This window comes from Pseudomonas sp. LS_2, from assembly GCF_042709235.1.
Lineage (GTDB): Bacteria > Pseudomonadota > Gammaproteobacteria > Pseudomonadales > Pseudomonadaceae > Aquipseudomonas.
On the sequence record NZ_JAVAYC010000005.1, the window covers coordinates 162,033 to 181,004 of the forward strand.

Annotated in this window: 17 protein-coding genes; 6 read left to right on the top strand and 11 right to left on the bottom strand. The window is 61.6% G+C overall.

Translation table 11 applies throughout. The features are described 5' to 3' along the window. Position 1: 1 nt before the first annotated feature. The 5 genes from RAC97_RS06715 to RAC97_RS06735 form a co-directional block, all read right to left on the bottom strand. Positions 2-1,582: a hypothetical protein gene (locus RAC97_RS06715; protein ID WP_375098485.1), complete on the bottom strand. Its 1,581-nt coding sequence runs from the start codon at positions 1,580-1,582 to the stop codon at positions 2-4. A 17-nt stretch (positions 1,583-1,599) separates the two neighbouring features. Continuing rightward, positions 1,600-2,472, bottom strand: a complete 873-nt coding sequence (locus RAC97_RS06720; RefSeq protein ID WP_375098486.1) for a helix-turn-helix transcriptional regulator — start codon at positions 2,470-2,472, stop codon at positions 1,600-1,602. Between the two features lie 531 nt (positions 2,473-3,003). Then, positions 3,004-3,318, bottom strand: a complete 315-nt coding sequence (locus RAC97_RS06725) for a hypothetical protein (protein ID WP_375098487.1) — start codon at positions 3,316-3,318, stop codon at positions 3,004-3,006. Between the two features lie 141 nt (positions 3,319-3,459). Next, entirely contained in the window at positions 3,460-3,900 is a 441-nt protein-coding gene (locus RAC97_RS06730) for a YqaA family protein (RefSeq protein ID WP_375098488.1), read from the bottom strand. A 142-nt stretch (positions 3,901-4,042) separates the two neighbouring features. Beyond that, positions 4,043-4,738 carry a glutathione S-transferase gene (locus RAC97_RS06735; RefSeq protein WP_375098489.1) on the bottom strand — a complete coding sequence of 232 codons (696 nt, stop codon included), beginning with the start codon at positions 4,736-4,738 and terminating at the stop codon, positions 4,043-4,045. Positions 4,739-4,876: 138 nt separating this feature from the next. Between RAC97_RS06735 and RAC97_RS06740 the strand changes: the two genes are divergently transcribed. The 4 genes from RAC97_RS06740 to RAC97_RS06755 all read left to right on the top strand — a co-directional run bounded on the left by RAC97_RS06740 (position 4,877) and on the right by RAC97_RS06755 (position 8,127). Further along, a complete protein-coding gene (locus RAC97_RS06740; protein ID WP_375098490.1) occupies positions 4,877-5,440 on the top strand; it encodes a TetR/AcrR family transcriptional regulator in 564 nt (187 codons plus the stop codon). 105 nt (positions 5,441-5,545) lie between these two features. Then, a complete protein-coding gene (locus RAC97_RS06745; protein ID WP_375098491.1) occupies positions 5,546-6,520 on the top strand; it encodes a quinone oxidoreductase in 975 nt (324 codons plus the stop codon). 21 nt (positions 6,521-6,541) lie between these two features. After that, the gene (locus RAC97_RS06750) at positions 6,542-7,471 is read left to right on the top strand and encodes a LysR family transcriptional regulator (protein WP_375098492.1); all 930 of its coding nucleotides are present in this window, start codon (positions 6,542-6,544) and stop codon (positions 7,469-7,471) included. 227 nt (positions 7,472-7,698) lie between these two features. Next, positions 7,699-8,127: a hypothetical protein gene (locus RAC97_RS06755; protein WP_375098493.1), complete on the top strand. Its 429-nt coding sequence runs from the start codon at positions 7,699-7,701 to the stop codon at positions 8,125-8,127. Between the two features lie 21 nt (positions 8,128-8,148). On the opposite strand, the gene RAC97_RS06760 is transcribed toward RAC97_RS06755, so the two are convergent. The 3 genes from RAC97_RS06760 to lpdA form a co-directional block, all read right to left on the bottom strand. Beyond that, positions 8,149-11,697, bottom strand: coding sequence for a transporter substrate-binding domain-containing protein (locus tag RAC97_RS06760; RefSeq protein ID WP_375098494.1), 3,549 nt, complete (start codon positions 11,695-11,697; stop codon positions 8,149-8,151). A 59-nt stretch (positions 11,698-11,756) separates the two neighbouring features. After that, a complete protein-coding gene (locus RAC97_RS06765) occupies positions 11,757-12,383 on the bottom strand; it encodes a response regulator (RefSeq protein WP_375098495.1) in 627 nt (208 codons plus the stop codon). A 273-nt stretch (positions 12,384-12,656) separates the two neighbouring features. Continuing rightward, complete coding sequence (lpdA, locus tag RAC97_RS06770) at positions 12,657-14,057, bottom strand: dihydrolipoyl dehydrogenase (RefSeq protein ID WP_375098496.1); 1,401 nt, start codon at positions 14,055-14,057, stop codon at positions 12,657-12,659. A 203-nt stretch (positions 14,058-14,260) separates the two neighbouring features. Between lpdA and cfaB the strand changes: the two genes are divergently transcribed. Then, a complete protein-coding gene (cfaB, locus tag RAC97_RS06775; protein WP_375098497.1) occupies positions 14,261-15,445 on the top strand; it encodes a C17 cyclopropane fatty acid synthase CfaB in 1,185 nt (394 codons plus the stop codon). A 100-nt stretch (positions 15,446-15,545) separates the two neighbouring features. Here cfaB and cls read toward each other — a convergent pair whose 3' ends face one another. After that, positions 15,546-16,985 carry a cardiolipin synthase gene (gene cls / locus RAC97_RS06780; protein WP_375098498.1) on the bottom strand — a complete coding sequence of 480 codons (1,440 nt, stop codon included), beginning with the start codon at positions 16,983-16,985 and terminating at the stop codon, positions 15,546-15,548. Between the two features lie 129 nt (positions 16,986-17,114). Here cls and RAC97_RS06785 point away from each other — a divergent pair, with 129 nt between their 5' ends. Further along, entirely contained in the window at positions 17,115-17,645 is a 531-nt protein-coding gene (locus tag RAC97_RS06785; protein WP_375098499.1) for a DUF3617 domain-containing protein, read from the top strand. A gap of 4 nt (positions 17,646-17,649) precedes the next feature. On the opposite strand, the gene folE2 is transcribed toward RAC97_RS06785, so the two are convergent. Together folE2 and RAC97_RS06795 are read right to left on the bottom strand one after the other, a co-directional pair. After that, entirely contained in the window at positions 17,650-18,534 is an 885-nt protein-coding gene (gene folE2 / locus RAC97_RS06790) for a GTP cyclohydrolase FolE2 (RefSeq protein WP_375098500.1), read from the bottom strand. Between the two features lie 26 nt (positions 18,535-18,560). Then, positions 18,561-18,941 (bottom strand): glutamine synthetase, encoded by a 381-nt coding sequence (locus tag RAC97_RS06795; RefSeq protein ID WP_375098501.1) that lies wholly within the window; start codon positions 18,939-18,941, stop codon positions 18,561-18,563. Positions 18,942-18,972: the final 31 nt, after the last annotated feature.

The following is an 18,972-nucleotide window of genomic DNA, read 5'->3' on the forward strand; positions in this document are numbered from 1 at the left end:
CTTACCACAATGAAAGCAGGCTGGAGGCGAAGTTGCTGATGCCGCGGCCGATCGACTCGACCGCGCCCCCCACGCCCTGTGCAACGTAGGCGACTGCCTTGACGGCGGTCTTGGCCACCGATTTGCCGGCCTCGTACACCACTTCACCAATCTGCCCGCCGGCGATACCGCCCGCCACGCCGCCGACAAAGCCACCGATCACCGTGCCCACCGGGCCGAATACCGTCCCGATCGCGGCCCCCAGCGTGGCACCTTCAGTTGCGCCGGCGATGGCCATGGTGGTGGTCACCGTGGTGTTGCCGATGGCATCGAGGGCTTCCTCGCCGGTCAGTTCGCCCTTGCCGAACTTGTACAGTACCTTGGCGTTCTGCAGCCCGACGCAGGCGATATTGGTGATCAGCCCGGCGGGGGTGTTGCGCAGTGCCGCGCCGAGCCAGCCGTTTTTCACCGCCACCACCACGGCGCCGGACACGGCCACCTGCGCGGCGGTATTGGCACCGGCATGCAGCGCGCTTTCGAAGAACTCCTTGAGGTCGTCGTTGACGCTAGGGTTTTCACGGCCCTTGAGTTTGTTCCAGAAGCGCCGGGCCAGAATTCGCGTGCCCTGCATGCCCACCGCGATGCACGCGCCGATCACGGCCTGCTTGCCGATCTGCCGGGCGATGGTGGCGCGGTTGGTGTCGTTCCAGTCGTATTGGCGCGACTCGGCTTCCTGCTGAGCCTTGTCCTGGAGCCGCTTGGCCTCTTCCTTGGTCAGGGGGCGGGATTTCACCCCATCGGCTTCGATGACTTCCGCGCTGCCGGGCACGTCGGCGCCTTGCCCTTCGGGTACCAGCGGCTTCTGCCCTTGGTAATCGCCCTGTTTGAGCTGGCCGTTGGTGGCCTCGGCATCGGCACCGTATTTTGACTGGTACTGGCCGACCACCTTGCCGTTGCCGTCGACGATCTCGATATCCACCGAGTTTGCTTCCCGGGAGCCGACCACCCGTGCCCGATACGGGCTGCCCTTGCTGGCGGCGTCGATGTTGAATGTGTCGACATGGTGCTGTTCGGCGATCAGGCCGTCGAGGTTCGGGTTACGGTTGATGTCACCGTCGAGTCTGGTGACCATCTTTTGTGCGTTGCGCGTGGCATCGGCCAAAGCCTGGTCGATGCCGCCAGCATATTGTCCAACGTGTACCGAGCCGCTAAGCGCTGCGTTCTTCTCGATTTCCCTGGCCAGCCACGAGGCCTTACTGCGCCCCGTGTCCATGTAGGCTTGCAGCGATTCTCGGGACTGGTTGAAGGCACCCGTGGAGGCCATCACTTGCTGGGTAGCCTCCAGCAACTCCTCTTCGCCGCTCCAAAGATCCGGATACTTGCGGAACTCGTCGCCCAGCCATTGCTCCAGCGGTTTGTCACCCCGTGCGTTGCAGGATTCGACGAAGGAGGCGACTACCGCCGTGGTCTTTTCGGCGTTGTTCTGGTCGCCGTCGAACAACTCGGCTTCGAAATACTCCGCCTGCTCTTTGCTGATTTGCTCGAAGTCGATGCTTTCGTTCTTGTCGTATTCGTCGCCCAGGGGCTTTTCCATTTCAGTCATGGCAGTCGTCCGGATGCTCAGTGCAGATAGTCGGTAAGTTCATCGCGCAGTCTCTGCCGCAACCAGGCAGGCTCAAGAATGCGGACATGGGGAATCCAGTAGCGGATGATCGGTAACAGCTGGTTCGGGTGGTTCGCCTGGCAGCGCAGCAGCAGGCTGCCGTCGGCCTGATGCTCGATCAGCTGTTGTTGCGGGAGTACATTACGTCGCAGGAAGTAATACGCATTGCAGGCGGCGACCTGGACGGTTGCCCCGAGCCGCTCTGCCCCAAACCAGATGTCATCGTCGTTCTCGATCTGCGCCCGGATCATGGCGTCGGGGACAAACGCTTCATCCAGTACGCGCAGGGCCGAGACGCGCGGCAAGGCAAAACTCTTCAGGCGGCTATCCTCGGTCGCGGCGAGGTACCAGATGCCCTTGTTGTGTATTAGCTGATAGGGTTCGATACGGCGTTGTTTGCCGGTGTAGTCGAACTGGCAGCGCAGGCTTTGTCCGATGGCCCTGCCCAGCTCATTGAAGTCGCGGCTGTGCGGGCGTTCGGTGGCGAAATGCCCATCGCGGATCAGGAAACGGTTCGGGCCGGTGTACAGCAAGTCCAGCCAGGAGCGGCGATCGCTGACCGGGAACAACCGCTCGACGCCGCAGAGGCGAGCAAAGTTTTGGAGGTCGGCGGGGGACAGTTTGCTGCGATATTGGCTGGCTAGCTGATAGGTTCCATCAACACCTGGTTCGACTACATCGCCAAGGCGGTTGAGGTCGCGGTAGATGGTACGTTCGCTGACCTTGAAGCGCTCGGCTAGCTGCAATCTCGTGGGGCTCTCGCCGTGTTGTAACACGCGCAGGATATCGGCCAGGCGCAGGGCTAGGGTGTCGTGGTCGTTGGCCGCCATGGCGGTTCCTTGTCAGTGGGCTTGGAGGCGACTCTAGCGAGGACGACTGACAGGGTGTGTCAGTGGCACTGACAAGGGTTCCAGCGTCCTGCCGAAAATGGCGACAATACCTTGAGTGGTGGCGTTAGGCCATAATTTCTATGCCTTTACTAGTTCAGTCAACCTGCTGCGACAACGCCTCGATCAGCGCCCAACGGTGCGACACTACCCACAAGTGTGATGCAAAGGATATTTGCCTACCTGTTGGCCACCCTGGACACCTGGAAGCAGATGACCTTGAGTACTTACGAGGTCGCGTTGAGCGGGTTTGTCGCTGCTTGTGTCAAACTATATTGCGTGCAGCGAAGTGCTTTATTCGATGAGATATCTGCTTGTGTCAAACTATGATTCGTCCCCAGCGATAGGTCTCAGCGCTGGAGGCCGCGAATTACAAGGGGCTCTGTGTCAAACTATGTTGTGAGCACCCAGGCACAGATGAAAAGGGAGCCTTGATGGCTCCCTATTCACAACTGCACGAAAGCATTCGCCGCACTAGTCGCGTTTTGGAATCGCCCGCTCTGCGGCTTCGCTGAAGAGCTGGCGCAGTTTTTCAGCCGTTGCAGGGCTGACTGCCTTTGCCAGGACAAGACCATGCACCAGGCCCAAACCCAGGTTCTTCGCCGCCAGCAGCTGCTGGACATCTTCGGCGTCGGCAATATCGGCGAGATACAGACCGAGCGGCTGCTCGTAGCGGTCCTGCAGGCCCTCGGCGCGCAGCGCCGCGAGGGACCGTTCGAATTGTTCGATGGCGGCGTCCGAGAGGCTCAGGTGTTCGAATTGAAGTAGGTTCAAGCGATCAGTTGTCATGGAGAAATTCCGTTTCACGATCAAAGCGTAGATCGGAGGTTACCAGAAGGGAGCAGCTGGCAGGGCTGCAGCCGACGTATTGAGCCGGAACTTCTCTGTTTGGCGAGTCTTGACCGATACGCCGAGGTCCCCCTGGGCCAATCACGCCAGGCCCCCGAGCACCAGAACCGTCAGCAGCAGGTATCGACCGCCCTTGGCCAGAGTGACCAACAGCAGGAAGCGCCAGAACGGTTCACGCATCACCCCGGCCACCAGTGTGATGGGGTCCCCGATGAGGGGCACCCAGCTCAGCAGCAGCGACCAGTAGCCATAGCGCTGATAGGTGACTTGGGCTTTCTCGAGTTTCGCCTCGCTGACCGGGAACCAGCGTTTGTGCTTGAAATGCTCGACCCCGAGCCCCAGCCCCCAGTTGGCGACCGAACCAAGCACATTGCCAGAAGTGGCCACGGCCAGGAGAACCGCAGGAACGTAGCGCTCCGAAACGAGCATCGCGACCAGCGCGGCCTCCGACTGCATGGGCAGCAGCGTTGCTGCGGCGAATGCCGCCAGGAACAGGCCGGCATAGCTGGTGATTTCAAACATCGTCCTGCTTACCGCCTTGCATGATCGGCAACTGGGAAACGCGCATGATCGCATGAACGGCCTGAATAAATGCAAAACCCCCATAAACGGGGATTTTGCGTTGTTGCAGCGGGTGGTTGGCCGGCAAGCCCTCTGCTGCGTATCAGCTTTTTGGAGCCCCTTGCGCAACCATCTCGCGCCACGCCTGGACGCTTGGCCGTTGCTGTACCTTCGCATGCCATTCGCGCAGCGCGACAAGCTCTTCGGGGACCGGCAGTTTCACCAGCGAAGCGAAGATCATGCCGCCTAGCACGGCGATATCGGCCATCGAGAACTTATCGCCGGCAACAAAAGGCTGGTGCTTGAGCAAGGTGTCGAAGTAGCGCATGCCGCGAGTCGCTTTTTCGCCCATCTTTGCGCCCCACTCGGGGTTCTGGTAGAGCTCGACCTTAGGCCCGAGGCCTGGGGTGGCGTGGTGAAAATAGACGCTCACTGCATCGAGGAATTCGATCTCGGCGCGCTTGGTCATCATGTGGATCAGGCCCTTTTCGACTGGGGTTTCGCCCGTCAGTGTCGGGGTGCCATCGAGAAGGTCCAGGTACTGGGTGATCGCCGTGCATTCTGCGATCAGGGTGCCGTCTTCCAGCTCCAGCACCGGAAGCGTGCCCGAGTAGTTGATGGCCAGGAACTCAGGTTCCTTGTGTTCGCCGGTCCAGAGGTTCACCGAGACGAACTCGACCTTGGGCAGCAGGCCTTTTTCAGCCAGTGCAATGCGCACGCGTGCTGGGTATGGGCCGTCGAACCAGTCATAGATTTTCAATGGAGCGATAGCGGGAACGTCGGTGTGTGAAGTAGCCATGGTAGTCACCTGTCTGTCAGTTGGTAGGTAAAAGAGTGGGCCTGAGTTTTGCGCCTGTCAACCCCTACCTGTCAATTGGCAGGTAAACGCTGCCGTAGTACCATCGCCTGACAAACGGGCACCAGCGAGGGCTACAACATGAGCGAGAACGCTCGAGAGGCCATCTTGGCTGCGGCGAAATCGGCCGCGCAGCTGCACGGTTACAGCGGTATCAATTTCCGTAGCATTGCCGAAGAGGTCGGCATCAAGAACGCCAGCATCTATTACCACTTCCCCAGCAAGGCAGACCTCGGGGCGGCGGTCGCAGAGCGTTATTGGCAGGACGCGTTGGCAGCGCTCGAGGAAATCCGCCGCGCCAACCCCGACCTGGCCATGCGACTGCAGCTCTACCCCTCGATCTTCCGCAAGTCGCTGCTGGACGGTAACAGGCTCTGCATGTCCAGCTTCATGGCTGCCGAATATGAAGACCTGCCTGAGCAGGTTTCCAGGGAGGTCAGGGCATTCGCGGACGTTAATGTCAGGTGGCTGGCGCAGGTATTGGCGGAGGGCACCAACCGTGAGGTGCAGGACTGCGAGCGTCGAGCACGCTCGATCTATACCGCCATTGCAGGTGCGCAATTGATCGCCCGTACTCGAGCGGATATCGAACTGTTCGATGACCTGGTCTTGAGTTATCGGGAAGCGGGCTTGATTCCGGTTTGATCGTTATTTGTGCGTCATATGCAGATAAGTAGTGCATGAAACATGGCTTGTTGCACCTGATGCAAGGTGCGACCTTGGTTGCAGTGCAATCACTGGAGGTGGGTCATGTTTGATGTCGTGCGTTTGGAAAACCATGGCGGTGCTGAGCAGCTTCAATTCGACAGCATCGAGGTCGCAGAGCCCGCCGAAGGGCAGGTGCGGCTCAAACAATATGCCGTGGGTGTGAACCCCTTGGACATCAGCCAACGCCGGGGCGAGGTGAAGATCCCGCTGCCCTCTGGCATGGGTCTCGAGGGAGCCGGCGTCGTAGAGGCCATCGGTGCTAACGTGACGAACGTCCAGGTCGGTGATCGCGTCGCCTACGCCACCGGCCCGATTGGCAGCTATGCAGCTGTCAGGCATTACCCGGCAGAGCGCTTGGTGAAGCTGCCAGAGGACGTGAGTTTCGAAGAAGCCGCGGCTGTGCTGTTCAAGGGCATCACCGCTCAATATCTGCTCAAGACCACCTATCCGGTGACCCAGGGCACCAACGTCCTGCTCTATGGGGCAGCGGGTGGCGTGGGGCAACTGATGGCGGCTTGGGCGAAGCACCTGGGGGCTAATGTCATCGGTGTGGTTTCAAAGCAGGCCAGTGTCGAGCGGGCGCGGGCTGCTGGATGCGATCACGTCTTCGTTTTCGACAGTGCGACGCTGGCGGCCAATGTCCAGGCAGCCACCGATGGCAAGAAAGCCGATGTGGTGTACGACCCGATCGGCAAGCAAACCTTCGAAACCTCATTGGACTGCCTGAAGGTCCGTGGTCTGATGGTTACCTACGGCATTTCCAGCGGCGTACCGGACCCTGTTGCGGTAGGTACCCTCAATGCCAAAGGCTCGCTGTACCTCACCCGGCCCTCCCTGGTGGCCCACACAGCCACTGCCGAGGCCTACCAGGAGCGCGCTGGCGACGTGCTGGATGCCGTCGCCAAGGGGATCATCAAGGCCCATGTCGCGAAAACCTACCCGCTGAAGGATGCCGACAAGGCCCAGCAGGACATCGAGCAGGGCCGTTCCAAAGGCGCGATCGTACTGATTCCCTGATTTCCACTGCCGAGGTGATTGATGGACCCGTTCGACAGTCGTCATGCCGATGAGCTTTCGGCAATTCTTGCGCTAGCGGACCACCGAACGTTTGCAGCGGCGGCGAAGGTGCTCGAACGGCATCCCTCGATCCTGTCCAAGCGTATCTCTGCGCTGGAATTGAGGCTGGGTGTTCGGCTGGTCGAGAGAACTACCCGCGCGGTGCGTTTCACAGACGTCGGCGCTCGTTTCGTCGAGAACATCCGCGCGGCGGCGCGGCTGATCGGCGAGGCCCAGTCCGAAGCGCTGCAAGATTCCTCCAGTATCCAAGGCACGCTCAGGCTGTCGTTGCCATCCGCCATGGGGCGCATGTGGCTGAGCCCCTTGATAGCGGAGTTCGCCAAGCTGCATCCGCACCTGTCGTTGGAGCTCGAGTATTCGGACAATTTTGTGGATATCGTCTCGAAGGGCTATGACCTGGCCATCCGTATCGGTGACCTGCCGGACAGCCGGCTGATTGCGCGCAAGCTGTGCGATCAAACGCGCATCCTGTGCGCTTCGCCGGACTACCTGGAGCAGTGGGGAACACCCGCGCAGCCCCACGACCTGATGAATCACCAGTGTCTTTCCTACACCGGGTTCAGCGATTTCCCTGATTGGCGCCTGGTCTCCCACGGCAGGGCCGTCACCCTGCGACCGAAGGGTTCGATCAAAAGCAACGACAATGAGGGCTTGCTGATCGCGGCCATGCACGGTCTGGGCATCGTCGCGGGCAGCACCTGGCTGATGGCCAGGGCCCTGGAGAGTGGCAGGCTTGTCCGGGTACTGCCGGAGTGGACCTTCAGTACCGATGTAGGCGTTTACCTGGTCAGGCCTTCAGCCGCCTATACCGCCGCGAAAGTCGAGGCGTTCAAAACGTTCATCGAGGCCCGATTCATGGCCAGGGCGCCGTGGGACAGCACGCCGTTATAAGCAGGAGCATCCTCGAGCGCCGGGTGATGGCAACTGCCGATGGGGCCTGGGTACAGGCGCCCAGGCCTTCTGGTTCGTCGTAAGAATTAACTTACGCCATCTTGGGCGAGATCATATTCGGGAGGTTTTTCGTCGAGCCTACTATCCGGACCTGTAAATGAACTCAACAAAAAACGAGTCGTTGATTGCTTGGGGTACAACAGTTTTTCGAATATGAAGGCTCTTCAATGAAAAGCGCTGGTCGTTACACTTTGCGGGATCTTTCCTTCATCAGCCTGTTCGTCGCCACCAGCCTTGGTCTGGCTGCGCAGCCTTCCGCGGATCACATCAACGCTGACCCGCCGGTGCTGGCGAGCCTCGGCGACTTTCCGGAAAAGAGCGACCCCTGGACGTTGCTGGAATGGTCGGTCGAGGGCCAGGAGCTGGTGGTCAGGAACGGCAGTCAATACATCGTGCGGCTCAACCGGCAGGTCAACGTGATCGCGGCCAACACCAACCTGATGCTGCCCAATACCTACATCCTGCCAGGCCAGATGCACAGGCTCGAACTGCCCAGGGGCAGTGACCTCGGTAGCGAGCCGAGCGTGCGTATCTATCCCGCCAGCGCCTGCGGCGCAGCTGTCAAACCCTACGATGCAATGCTTATGAAACACTGACGCCGCTCACCCATGGTGGGCTCAGGCATTTTCCAGATAGTTCTGCAGCGCCTGCGCCAGTGCGCTCATTTCCTGTTTCAAGTGTTCTGCTGCCGATGCCATCCGCGTCTTGTCCGCCGTGGCGCAGGCCGCTTCGACCTGGGCGCAGGCTTCGATCGTAGGCTGCGCCCTGACCAGGCGCGCCCCGCCCCTGATGCGATGGGCAATATCCTTCAACAGCGTGAAGTCATGGCCCGCGACAATAGTCCCCAGTTCGGCCCGGTCATTGGCCACGCTCGCTGCCAGGTCGGTCAGCAAGGCATGGAGTGCGGCGCCGTCGCCTTGTACGAGTTTTTCCAGGTAGGCCAGGTCGATGCACGAGGCGTTCTGCGGCGCGGGTGCGTCGTCATTGAGCGGCGGTGCGCAGGGTACGGCCTGGCCCAGGCACTGGGCCAGTTCAGGGAGGGTGATGGGTTTGAACAGGCAGTCGTCCATACCCGCTTCCAGGCAGCGCTCTTTCTCATCGGGCAGAGCGTTTGCCGTGAAGCCAAGGATCGTGCAGCGCGGCGCACCGTGCAGGGCTTCGTCCCTGCGGATAGCGCGGGCCAGGTCGTAGCCGTTCATCACCGGCATGTTGCAGTCGGTGATGAGCACATCGAAGCGCCCCTCTCGCCAAGCCTGCAACGCCTGGGCGCCATCCTCGGCTTCGCTGACCTGGTGGCCAAGGTAGCCCAGCTGCTTGCGCAGCAGCAGGCGATTGGTGGGGTAGTCGTCGGCCACCAGGATATCCAGCGTGCGCTGGCTGGGCGTCGTGTCGTCGGTCGCAGCGGCTTTGCCGGCGAGCGGCTTCAGCAGCGGCAGGTCGAGACGCATGTCCAGTTGGGTGCCCTGGCCCAGCACGCTTTGCAATTGCAGCTGGCCACCCATCATGTCGCACAGCGTGCGGCAGATCACCAGGCCGAGCCCGGAGCCGGTGCGGGCCGACTGGGTATTGCTGGAGGCCTGGGTGTAGGGACTGAAAAGCTTCTTCTGGTCGGCGTCCGAGATACCCACCCCGGTATCCTCGACCCGCAGGTGGATGCGCAGGGTCTGCGCGTCGCTTTCGGGCAGCACCTGCAAGCTCAGGCGGACCTGGCCCTGCTCGGTGAACTTGATGGCATTGCTCAACAGGTTCGAGACCACCTGCTTGAAGCGCAGCGGGTCTATGAGCACATCACGGTCGGCCTGCGGGTCGAGCTCCAGCACCAGGGGCAGGCGCTTCTGCTTGGCCAGGCCTTCGAAGATACGTGCTTGCGGGCGCAGCAGCTCGAGCAGATTGGCGCGCTTGGGCGTGAGCGACAGTTTGCCGGTTTCGATGCGTGCGATGTCGAGGATGTCGCCGATCAGCTCGAGCAGGCCATGTGCAGCATCTGAGGCGGTCTCGATGGCGACTTGGTCGGGCAGCCCTTGCTCGGCCTTCTTCAGGGCCAGTTCCAACATGCCGACCACTGCATTGATAGGGGTGCGTATCTCGTGGCTCATGGTCGCCAGGAAGGTGGTCTTGGCCCGGTTGGCTTCTTGCACCATGTCGAGCAGGTGCTGGCGCTCGCTGATGTCGATCCAGCCGCAGATCATGCCGATCACCGCGCCATCGCTGCTGCGGTAGGGCAGTACCCAGTGGTAGATGGTCAGGCGCTGGCCATCGCGAAGGGTCAACTGGCGATCCTGGATATGCGGGGTGCCTTCGGCCATGACCCTCAGGTATTCGGCGTGGTATTGCGCCGCTTCCCCGGGGTCGACGTAGGGGACTTCGAGCGCGCTTTTGCCCATTACCTGCTCGCGGCTGACGCCCAGCACGCTGAGGTAGCCGCTGTTACACGCCAGCAGATGGCCCTTGCGGTCACGTACGTAGATCGGGTGAGGGGTTTCGTCGATCAGCACGCGCATGAACTCGAGCTGGTCGCCCAGCGCTTGCTCGGCCTTCACGCGGCGGCGTATCTGGCGGCGCAGGTAGATGATCCAGGCCAGCGCCAGCAGCAGCAGGGCGCCGGCGACCAGAAACCCGCGTACGATGGCCTCGCGATTGCGCTGCCAGTAGCTGTTGTCGATGAACACGTCGTTGCGCCAGCGCGTGGTGAGCTCGCCCATTTCCTCGGGCGAGATGCTCAGCAGGGCTTTTTCCAGGATCGAGTGCAGTTCAGGCTTGTCGTGCGGGACCGCGAAGGAAAAGCGAGCCGGCTCGCTGCCCACGGTGCTGGTGATCTGCAAGCGCGGGTACTGGCGGGAGATCAGATAGCGGGCGATGGGCAGCGAGTTGACCCCGGCATCCACCTGTCCTTTGGCGACCCGTTCCATCACCTCGGCCGAGCTGTCCACCGGGGTAATGCGGATGTTCGGGAAACGCTGGGCAAGGGTCTCGGCGAGATAGTTGCCGCGGATCAACGCCAGGCTCTTGCCACCGAGGTCATCCAGGGTATCCGGGCTGCCGTCGGCCTTGCGACTGACCAGCACGAAGGCGCTGTTGAGGTAGGGCCGGGTGAAGCGCAGGTCGCTGGCGCGCTGGTTACTGGGAGTGAGGGCCGCAATCACTTGCGCCTTGCCGCTGCGCAGCTCGTCGAGCTCCTCGGCGAGGGAGGCAGCCTTGCGTATCTCGAATTGCAGGCCGGTACGCAGGGCTACCTTGGCCAGCAGATCCGCGGCGATGCCACGCGCCTCACCTTGTTCGTTGAAGAAGGTGATGGGGCGGAAGTTCTCCACCGCCATCACGGTGACCCGAGGGTTGGCTTGCATCCAGCGCTCTTCGCGCTCGTCGAAGTTCAGCAGGTGCTGCCCTGGGATGCTCATGTCGAACGCGCCCCAGCGGCGCAGTATGGTGATGCGCTCGTTGTGCGGGACGGCCTGCAGGGCCTGGTCGAGCAGGCGCAGAAGACGGGCTTGCGCAGTGGTCACGGCAAAGGCGAAGCGAGTGCCGGCAAGGCCGGCAAAGTCGGTAAGGCGTAAGTTGTTCAGGTAGTTGCGGTTGATCAGGTAGTTGGCGCTGATGGCATCGCCCAAGTACACGTCGTCCTTGCCGAAGGCTACGGCGTTGATGGCTTCGATCGTCGAGGGGTAAAGCCGCAGGGTAGAGTTCGGGTAGGCCTCTTGCACCTGGTGCGCGGGCAGGTAGTGGTTGAGCATGGCGATGGTCTTGCCGGCCAGCTCCTCCCAATGTGGAGCCTTGTCATCGGTGCGCGTGACGAGGACCGGCTGGTCGTCGCTGTAGGGCGTGGAAAGCGTGATGCCGGGCTCTTGCGCCTCGAAGCCATTGGCAGTGCTCAGCAGGTCGATCTCGCCGCGCTTCAGGGCGCCGATCAGTGCTGCTCGTGAGTCGTAGCGGTGGATGCTCAGGCGCACCTGCAGCAGCTCGGCCACCAGCGCGGCGTAGTCGGCGGAAATGCCCTCGTACTGGTGGTTGCTGGTGAGGTCGAAGGGCGGGTAGTCCGGTGCCGATATCCCCAGGCGCAGGGTGCCCTTGGCGCGCAGCCAGCGGGCATCGTCCGCGGCCAGGTCGAGCTGGTAGCCCGTGACCTGCGAGCGGCCGAGCAGGCGCAAGGCGTCTTGCTCGGCGAACACCCCTGTCGAACCTGACAGTATCAGCAAGGTTGCCAGGCATATGCTTACGATCCGCTTCATCAGATGAGATTGTTGCGCTTGGCGAATTCGGCGAGGTGTACCAGCGATTTCAACTTCAACTTGTCGATGATCCTGGCCTTGTAGGTGCTGATGGTCTTGCTGCTGAGCAGCATCTTGTCGGCGATTTCCTGGTTGCTGAAACCATGGGCGAGTTGCTGGAAGATGGACAATTCGCGGTCGGACAAACGCTGGATCATTGCGGTTTCGCTGGCGTAGGCGTCGTCATGGCGCACTGAACTCATGGCCAGGTCGGGGAAGAAGGTATAGCCGGCCTTGATCGCATCGATGGCCTTGACCAGTTCGTCGAGGTCGTCGCCCTTGGACACATAGCCGCTGGCGCCCGCGCGCATGCAGCGCATGGAGAAGAAGGTGGCGCAGAGGGCGGTGAGGATGATGACCTTGATGGGCAGGCGCAGGTCGGTGATGCGCCCCAACGCACCCATTCCATCGACCCCAGGCATGGAGATATCGAGGACCATCAGGTTGGGCTTGTGTTCGCGGGCAAGTTGCACGGCATCTGCGCCGTTACCCGCTTCGGCGACGACGTCGTAATGCTGTTGCTTGAGCACCATTCGGACTGCGGAGCGGATGAAGGGATGATCGTCCACAATCATTGCGTTGAGCATCATGGCCTCGAAGAAAGGTTGTGGATTCGCGGGAAAGCGGCAGACGGCAGGGTTTCCGGTAAACGAAAAGTATATGAAAGCGGCTGGGCACCAGCAATTTGCAGGGTGTCTGGTGCTGGAAAGTGTTGATGCATCTGGCAGGTCTGTTGGCTAATGGCCGACATGATTTGAGGAAACTTCCCCGCCCATGGCGATAGTCAGCATAGCGAGATGGCAGACGCTGACGACGCCTTCACGGGCAAGCCTGCGAAGGCGTCGTTGCAGTTGCCGGTGTCAGATCTGCATGGCCATCCCTTCGACGTTCATCGCGGCCTGGCGCAAGGCTTCGGAGCGGGTCGGGTGGGGGTGGCAGGTGAGGGCGATGTCTTCGGCCGAGGCACTGAACTCCATGGCCACGCAGAACTCGCCGATCATCTCGCTGACGCTCGGGCCGACCAGGTGCACGCCCAGCACCTCATCGGTGTTGGCATCGGCCAGTACCTTGGCGAAGCCTTCGGTCTCGTGGTTGATCTTGGCGCGGCTGTTGGCGGTGAAGGGGAACTTGCCCACCTTGTAGGCGCGGCCCTCGGCCTTGAGCTGCTCTTCGGTCTTGCCCACGCTGGCCAGTTCCGGGCGGGTATAGATGACGCCGGGAATCAGGTTGTAGTTGACCTCGTGGGCCTTGCCGGCGATACGTTCGATGCACGACACCGCTTCGTCCTCGGCCTTGTGCGCGAGCATCGGGCCCGCAGTGACGTCGCCGATAACCCAGATACCCGGTACCGAACTGCGATGGTGGTCGTTGGCCAGCATACCGCGCTTGTCGGTCTCGAGGCCCACGCTTTCCAGGTTCAGGCCCTTTGTATAGGGGCGACGACCGATGGCCACCAGAACGTAGTCGGCTTGCAGGGTTTCGGCTGTGCCACCCGCGGCAGGCTCCAGGGTCAGGCTGACGCTGTCGGCACTGGTGGTGGCCTGGGTCACCTTGCTGCCCAGCTTGAATTTCATGCCTTGTTTGGCCAGGGCTTTTTGCAGGGTCTTGGCGGTTTCTTCATCGGTGCCGGGGCAGATACGGTCCAGGAACTCGATGACCGTCACTTCGCTGCCCAGGCGGCGCCACACCGAGCCCAGCTCCAGGCCGATCACGCCTGCGCCGATCACCACCAGGTGCTTGGGCACCTCGGGCAGGGCGAGTGCGCCGGTGGAGTCGATGATGCGCTGGTTGTCGATGGTCACGCCCGGCAGCGGGGTCGGTTCGGAGCCAGTGGCGATGACGATGTCCTTGGCTTGGAGGGTGCTTTCGCTGCCGTCCTCGGCCTTGACGACGACCTTGCCCACGCCGTCCAGGCGTCCCCAACCCTTGACCCAGTCGACCTTGTTCTTGCGGAACAGGAATTCGATGCCCTTGGTCAGCCCGGTAACGCTTTCGTCCTTCTGTTTCATCATCTGGGCCAGGTTCAAGGTCGGTTTTACCTCGATGCCCAGGTGGGCGAATTCGCTTCCGCTGGCAGCCTCGAAAAGCTCGGAAGCGTGCAGCAGCGCCTTGGATGGCATGCAACCAACGTTCAGGCAGGTGCCGCCCAGGGTCGAGCGACCTTCCACGCAGGCCACGCTCAGGCCCAGTTGGCCCGCGCGGATGGCTGCGTTATAGCCGCCGGGGCCGCCGCCGATGATCACCACATCATAGGATTTCATGGGTTTCACTCCAGGGAGAAGAAGCGCGAGAAAAGGACAAGATTAGAGGCTGCAAGGATAGTTGTATACAATCTGTCTCATCACCGGCTCTGATAGTTCTAGACTATGGCCTCGATAAACGGAAACTTTGCGGGGATGAACTACCCTCTTGCGGTGGCACTCGAAATGTCAGGGAGCCCCGATCATGAAACGGAGGGTCATTCATGCTTGCGCAACTACCACCTGCGTTGCAGAGCCTGCGGTTGCCTTTACGACTCAAGCTATGGGACGGCAAGGAGTTCGATCTAGGCCCCAGCCCACAGGTCACCATCCTGGTCAAGGAGCCGCAGCTGATTAGCCAGCTGACCCATCCAAGCATGGATGCCCTGGGGGCTGCCTTCGTCGAGGGCAAGCTTGAACTGGAAGGCAATATCGGCGAAGTCATTCGTGTATGCGACGAACTGAGCGAAGCCTTGCTCGCAGGCGAAGAGGATGTACTGCCTGTGCGTACCGCCCATGACAAAAGCACCGACGCCGAAGCCATCTCCTACCACTACGACCTTTCCAACGACTTCTATCAGCTCTGGCTCGACCCAGACATGGCCTATTCCTGCGCCTACTTCAAAGAGCCCGACAATACCCTGGCCCAGGCCCAGCAGGACAAGTTCGACCACCTGTGCCGCAAGCTGCGCTTGCAGGCCGACGACTACCTGCTGGATGTCGGTTGCGGCTGGGGCGGCCTGGCGCGCTTTGCTGCACGCGAGTATGGCGCCAAGGTGTTCGGCATTACCCTGAGCCAGGAGCAGTTGACGCTGGCACGCCAGCGAGTGGCAGAGGAAGGCCTGGCCGACAGGGTCGACCTGCAGATCCTCGATTACCGCGATCTACCCCAGGATGGCCGCTTCGACAAGGTGGTGAGCGTGGGCATGTTCGAGCATGTGGGGCACGCCAACCTCGGGTTGTACTGCCAGAAGCTGTTCGGCGCGGTGCGTGAAGGGGGCCTGGTAATGAACCACGGCATTACCGCCAAGCATGTCGACGGCAGGCCGGTAGGGCGCGGGGCGGGGGAGTTCATCGAGCGCTATGTTTTCCCCCATGGCGAGCTGCCGCATATCTCGATGATCAGTGCCAGTGTCTGCGAGGCGGGCCTTGAGGTGGTAGACGTGGAGAGCCTGCGCCTGCATTACGCCAAGACCCTCACCCACTGGAGCGAGAACCTCGAGAACCAGTTGCACAAGGCCGCAACACTGGTGCCGGAGAAGGCCCTGCGTATCTGGCGCGTGTACCTGGCCGGCTGCGCCTATGCCTTCAGCAAGGGTTGGATAAACCTGCACCAGATCCTGGCGGTGAAGCCGTATGCCGATGGGCATCACGACCTGCCTTGGACCCGCGAGGATTTGTACCGTTAACAAGCAGGCTCGAATGAGCTTGCTTCTTCGCGGGCACGCCGCCGCTCTTTGACTGCGGTGTACCTGTAGGAGCGGGCGTGCCGCGAAGGGGCAAAAATATTCACAGAATAGGTGAAATCAACCGCGCAACGCGCATCCCCAACTGCTGCAAGCGATGAGTGTCCCGGCTGTCCTCGGCCGTGATTTCCCGCGACAGCTCGAAGTCTTCCTCCAGCATGCGTTCGACCTGGTCGGCGAAGGCTCGGTCGATGGTCAGCAAGGTGATCTCGAAATTCAGGCGGAACGAGCGGTTGTCCAGGTTGGCGCTGCCGATCGCGCTTACCTCGTCGTCCACCAGCACTACCTTCTGGTGCAGGAACCCTGGCTGGTAGCGGAACATGCGCACGCCAGCGCGCACCGCCTCGAAGGCGAAGAGGCTGGAGGCGGCATAGACGATGCGGTGGTCAGGCCGCGAGGGGATCAATACACGTACGTCCACCCCCCGCAGTGCCGCCAGGCGCAAGGCGGCGAAAACTGCTTCGTCAGGGATGAAATATGGGCTGGTAATCCACACGCGGCGGTTGGCGGAGTGGATGGCCTCCAGAAAGAACAATGCGCAGGTTTCCTGCGGGTCGGCCGGGCCGCTGGCCAATACCTGGCACAGCACGCCGTCTTCCGGGTAAGTGTCCGGCAGGATCAACGGTGGCAATTCGCGGGTGGCCCAGTACCAGTCTTCGGCGAACGACTCCTGCAGGCAGGCCAGGACTGGCCCGCTTATCTGTATATGGGTATCACGCCAGGGCGATAGCCGTGGGTGCCCGCCCAGGTACTCATCACCGACATTGTGGCCGCCCACGAAGCCTAGCAGACCATCCACCACGACAATCTTGCGGTGGTTGCGAAAGTTGACCTGAAAGCGGTTGAACCAGCCGCGACGGGTGGCGAAAGCGTGAATCTGCACACCGCCTTCACGCAGGCCGTGGGCGTAATCGGCGGGCAGGGCATGGCTGCCGACGCTGTCGTACAGCACGAACACCTTCACGCCTTCGGCCGCCTTGCGCAGCAGCAGCTGCTGCAGCTCCCGGCCAAGCGCGTCGTCGTGAATGATGAAGAACTGCACCAGCACGGTGTCCCGCGCCTCGGCGATAGCGGCGAAGATGGCATGGAAGGTGGCTTCGCCATTGACCAGCAGCTTGACCTCGTTATTGGCCAGGCATGGCATGCGGCTCAACTTGGGCATCGCCCGCAGGGCTGCGTAGCTTTGCGACTCGCGGGCCGCGAGTGCCTCTTCGACCCAAGGCCGCCAGTTCAGGTTGGCCATGGCCACGTGCATTTCCTGGTTGGCCTGGCGCCTGGCCTGGATGTAGGCGGAGAACGAGCGGGCGCCGAACACCAGGTAGGGAATAAGCGTGAGGTAGGGAATAAAGAACAATGACATGGCCCAGGCGATCGAGCCTTGGGCAGTGCGCACAGTGAACAGCGCGTGCAGTGCGGCGATGCCGCCGAGCAGGTGGATCAGGCCGAGCAGGTAACCAAGGAAATAGGGGCTGTGGTAATCCATACGCATCCTGCTTACCAAAGGCACAGATGCCTAACAGACCATGTTCAAGGGCAGGCGTGCAACCCGGAAGCGGAAAATGCGTCTAAGGCTCTGTCCGGCCCCGAGCCGGTATTTGAGGAGCCTGTACCCATGAAGATTCGCCTGCCATTGATCGCCCTGGCAATGGGCCTGGGCAGCCCGCTGCTGGCCAGCGCACAGATGTTGCAACCTGGCCTGTGGGAATTGACCACCAGCAATATGCAGGTCGATGGAAAGCCCCTGCCGGACATGGAGTTCATGCTTGGCCAGCTAAAGAACCTGCCGCCTGAGCAGCGCGCCATGATGGAAGGTGCCCTGGCCAGGCAGGGCATCGCCGTGGCGGGCAAGGGCGTGCGCTCGTGCCTGACCCCAGAGCAGGTGCAAACTAATGATATTCCGTTACAAGACCCACAGTCCGGCTGTACCCAGAGGATTACCGAACGCCAGGGCAACGTCTGGAAATTCCAGTTCAGTTGCCCTCGCGCCCAGGGCAATGGCCAAGCCACCTTCCTTAGCGACCGCGAGTTCGTCACCCAGGTCAGCGGTACGTTCAACGCATCCGGTGTTCAGCAGCAGGGCAGCATGAACACCCGCGCTGTCTGGCTGGGCAACGACTGCGGCAACGTACGCCCGCGTAGTTGACCGCTCACCACTGCCATTGGCTGGCAGCCACTGCGTCGTGGGCATGCAGGCTTTCTGCATGTTCCACGCGCAAGGCGAAGCCGGCGACCCACGGTAACTCTCGTAGCGCTTGATGCACTCGCCGTGCGGCATCTTCACAGAACATCAGGTTTTGCCCATTGGCCAAGGCGAAGGCCTGTTCGTCTGCACGCTTGACCGCTGTTTGCACAGCTGTGCCGAGGGCGGCCTCCACGCTATCGATCAGCGAATCTAACGGAATGCTTTCTTGCTGGCGCAGGCGCGTCTGGATTCGCGCCTGGCTGCGTTGGCTATGGGGCGTCGCCACCAGGCCTTCGGTGCTGCCGAGCCACTGGAGCACGGCTTGCGTATCCACCTCCCGATTGGCGAAGCAGTTGAGAAACTGCTCCTGGATCAGCTGCCGGGCCAAGGCGGCTGAGCACGGGCAGGTCGAGGAATAGGGAATGTCCGCGCCTAGTTCCACGTGGAACATTTCATTTTCGATGCGCGCGTCCACAGTCACTGGATAACTTTTCCAACCTGCCAGGGGGCTTACCAGTGCCGGCCTTTTCAGCAGGTATTCAAACTCCAACCTGAGGTAGGCGCGGCTGGAGAGGCCCGCATGGCTGTCGAGAAAGCCTGCCAGCAGCTGGCGCAATACGAGAGGCGTCAGGGCTTGGTGTTCCAGAGCTTCCAAGGCCAGGTAGAGGCGTGACATGTGAATGCCGCGCGACTTGCCGTCATCCAGGCTCACGCCAACATCGGCCTTGGCGCTCAGGGTGCGCCCGCCCAGCTGGATCGGCAGGGCGATGCCGCTCATGCCTACCCAGTCCAGCGGCTGGACCTTGCGGTCGGTTTGAGAGGCGATATCGGGAAGTGTCAGGCTGGTCATTGGAAAGGTTCCATTAAGAGGGAGCGTCAGCGGCAACCGCCGATCAAGCTGCAATGAAGGTTGAAGCGCTGGCCGCTGGAGCTGGAGACCCGGTTGAGGGTGGTCCAGCCGACACGGCGGCTGTAGCCCACCCAGGCCTCGCCGTCGCTGGCCAGGCCGGTGAAGAAGGTCAACTGGCCGTAGCGGCTGTTGGTTTGCGCCCAGAGCCTGCGGCTAGCGATGTCATAGCCGCGCAAGTAGAAGGTGCTGCCCTCGGTGCGGACGCTGTAGTAGTTGCCCTGGCGGTCCTGGCAGGCCAGCAGCGTGGCGCTGCGGGTGCAAATGGCCAGGTCGGTGCGTTGCATGGCTGCCAACAGTGGCGTAGGCAGGGCGAGCAGTAGAAGCAGGATGACGCGGGGCAGTTTCATGTCCATCTCCAACAGCCGTTCGGCGAGCGCG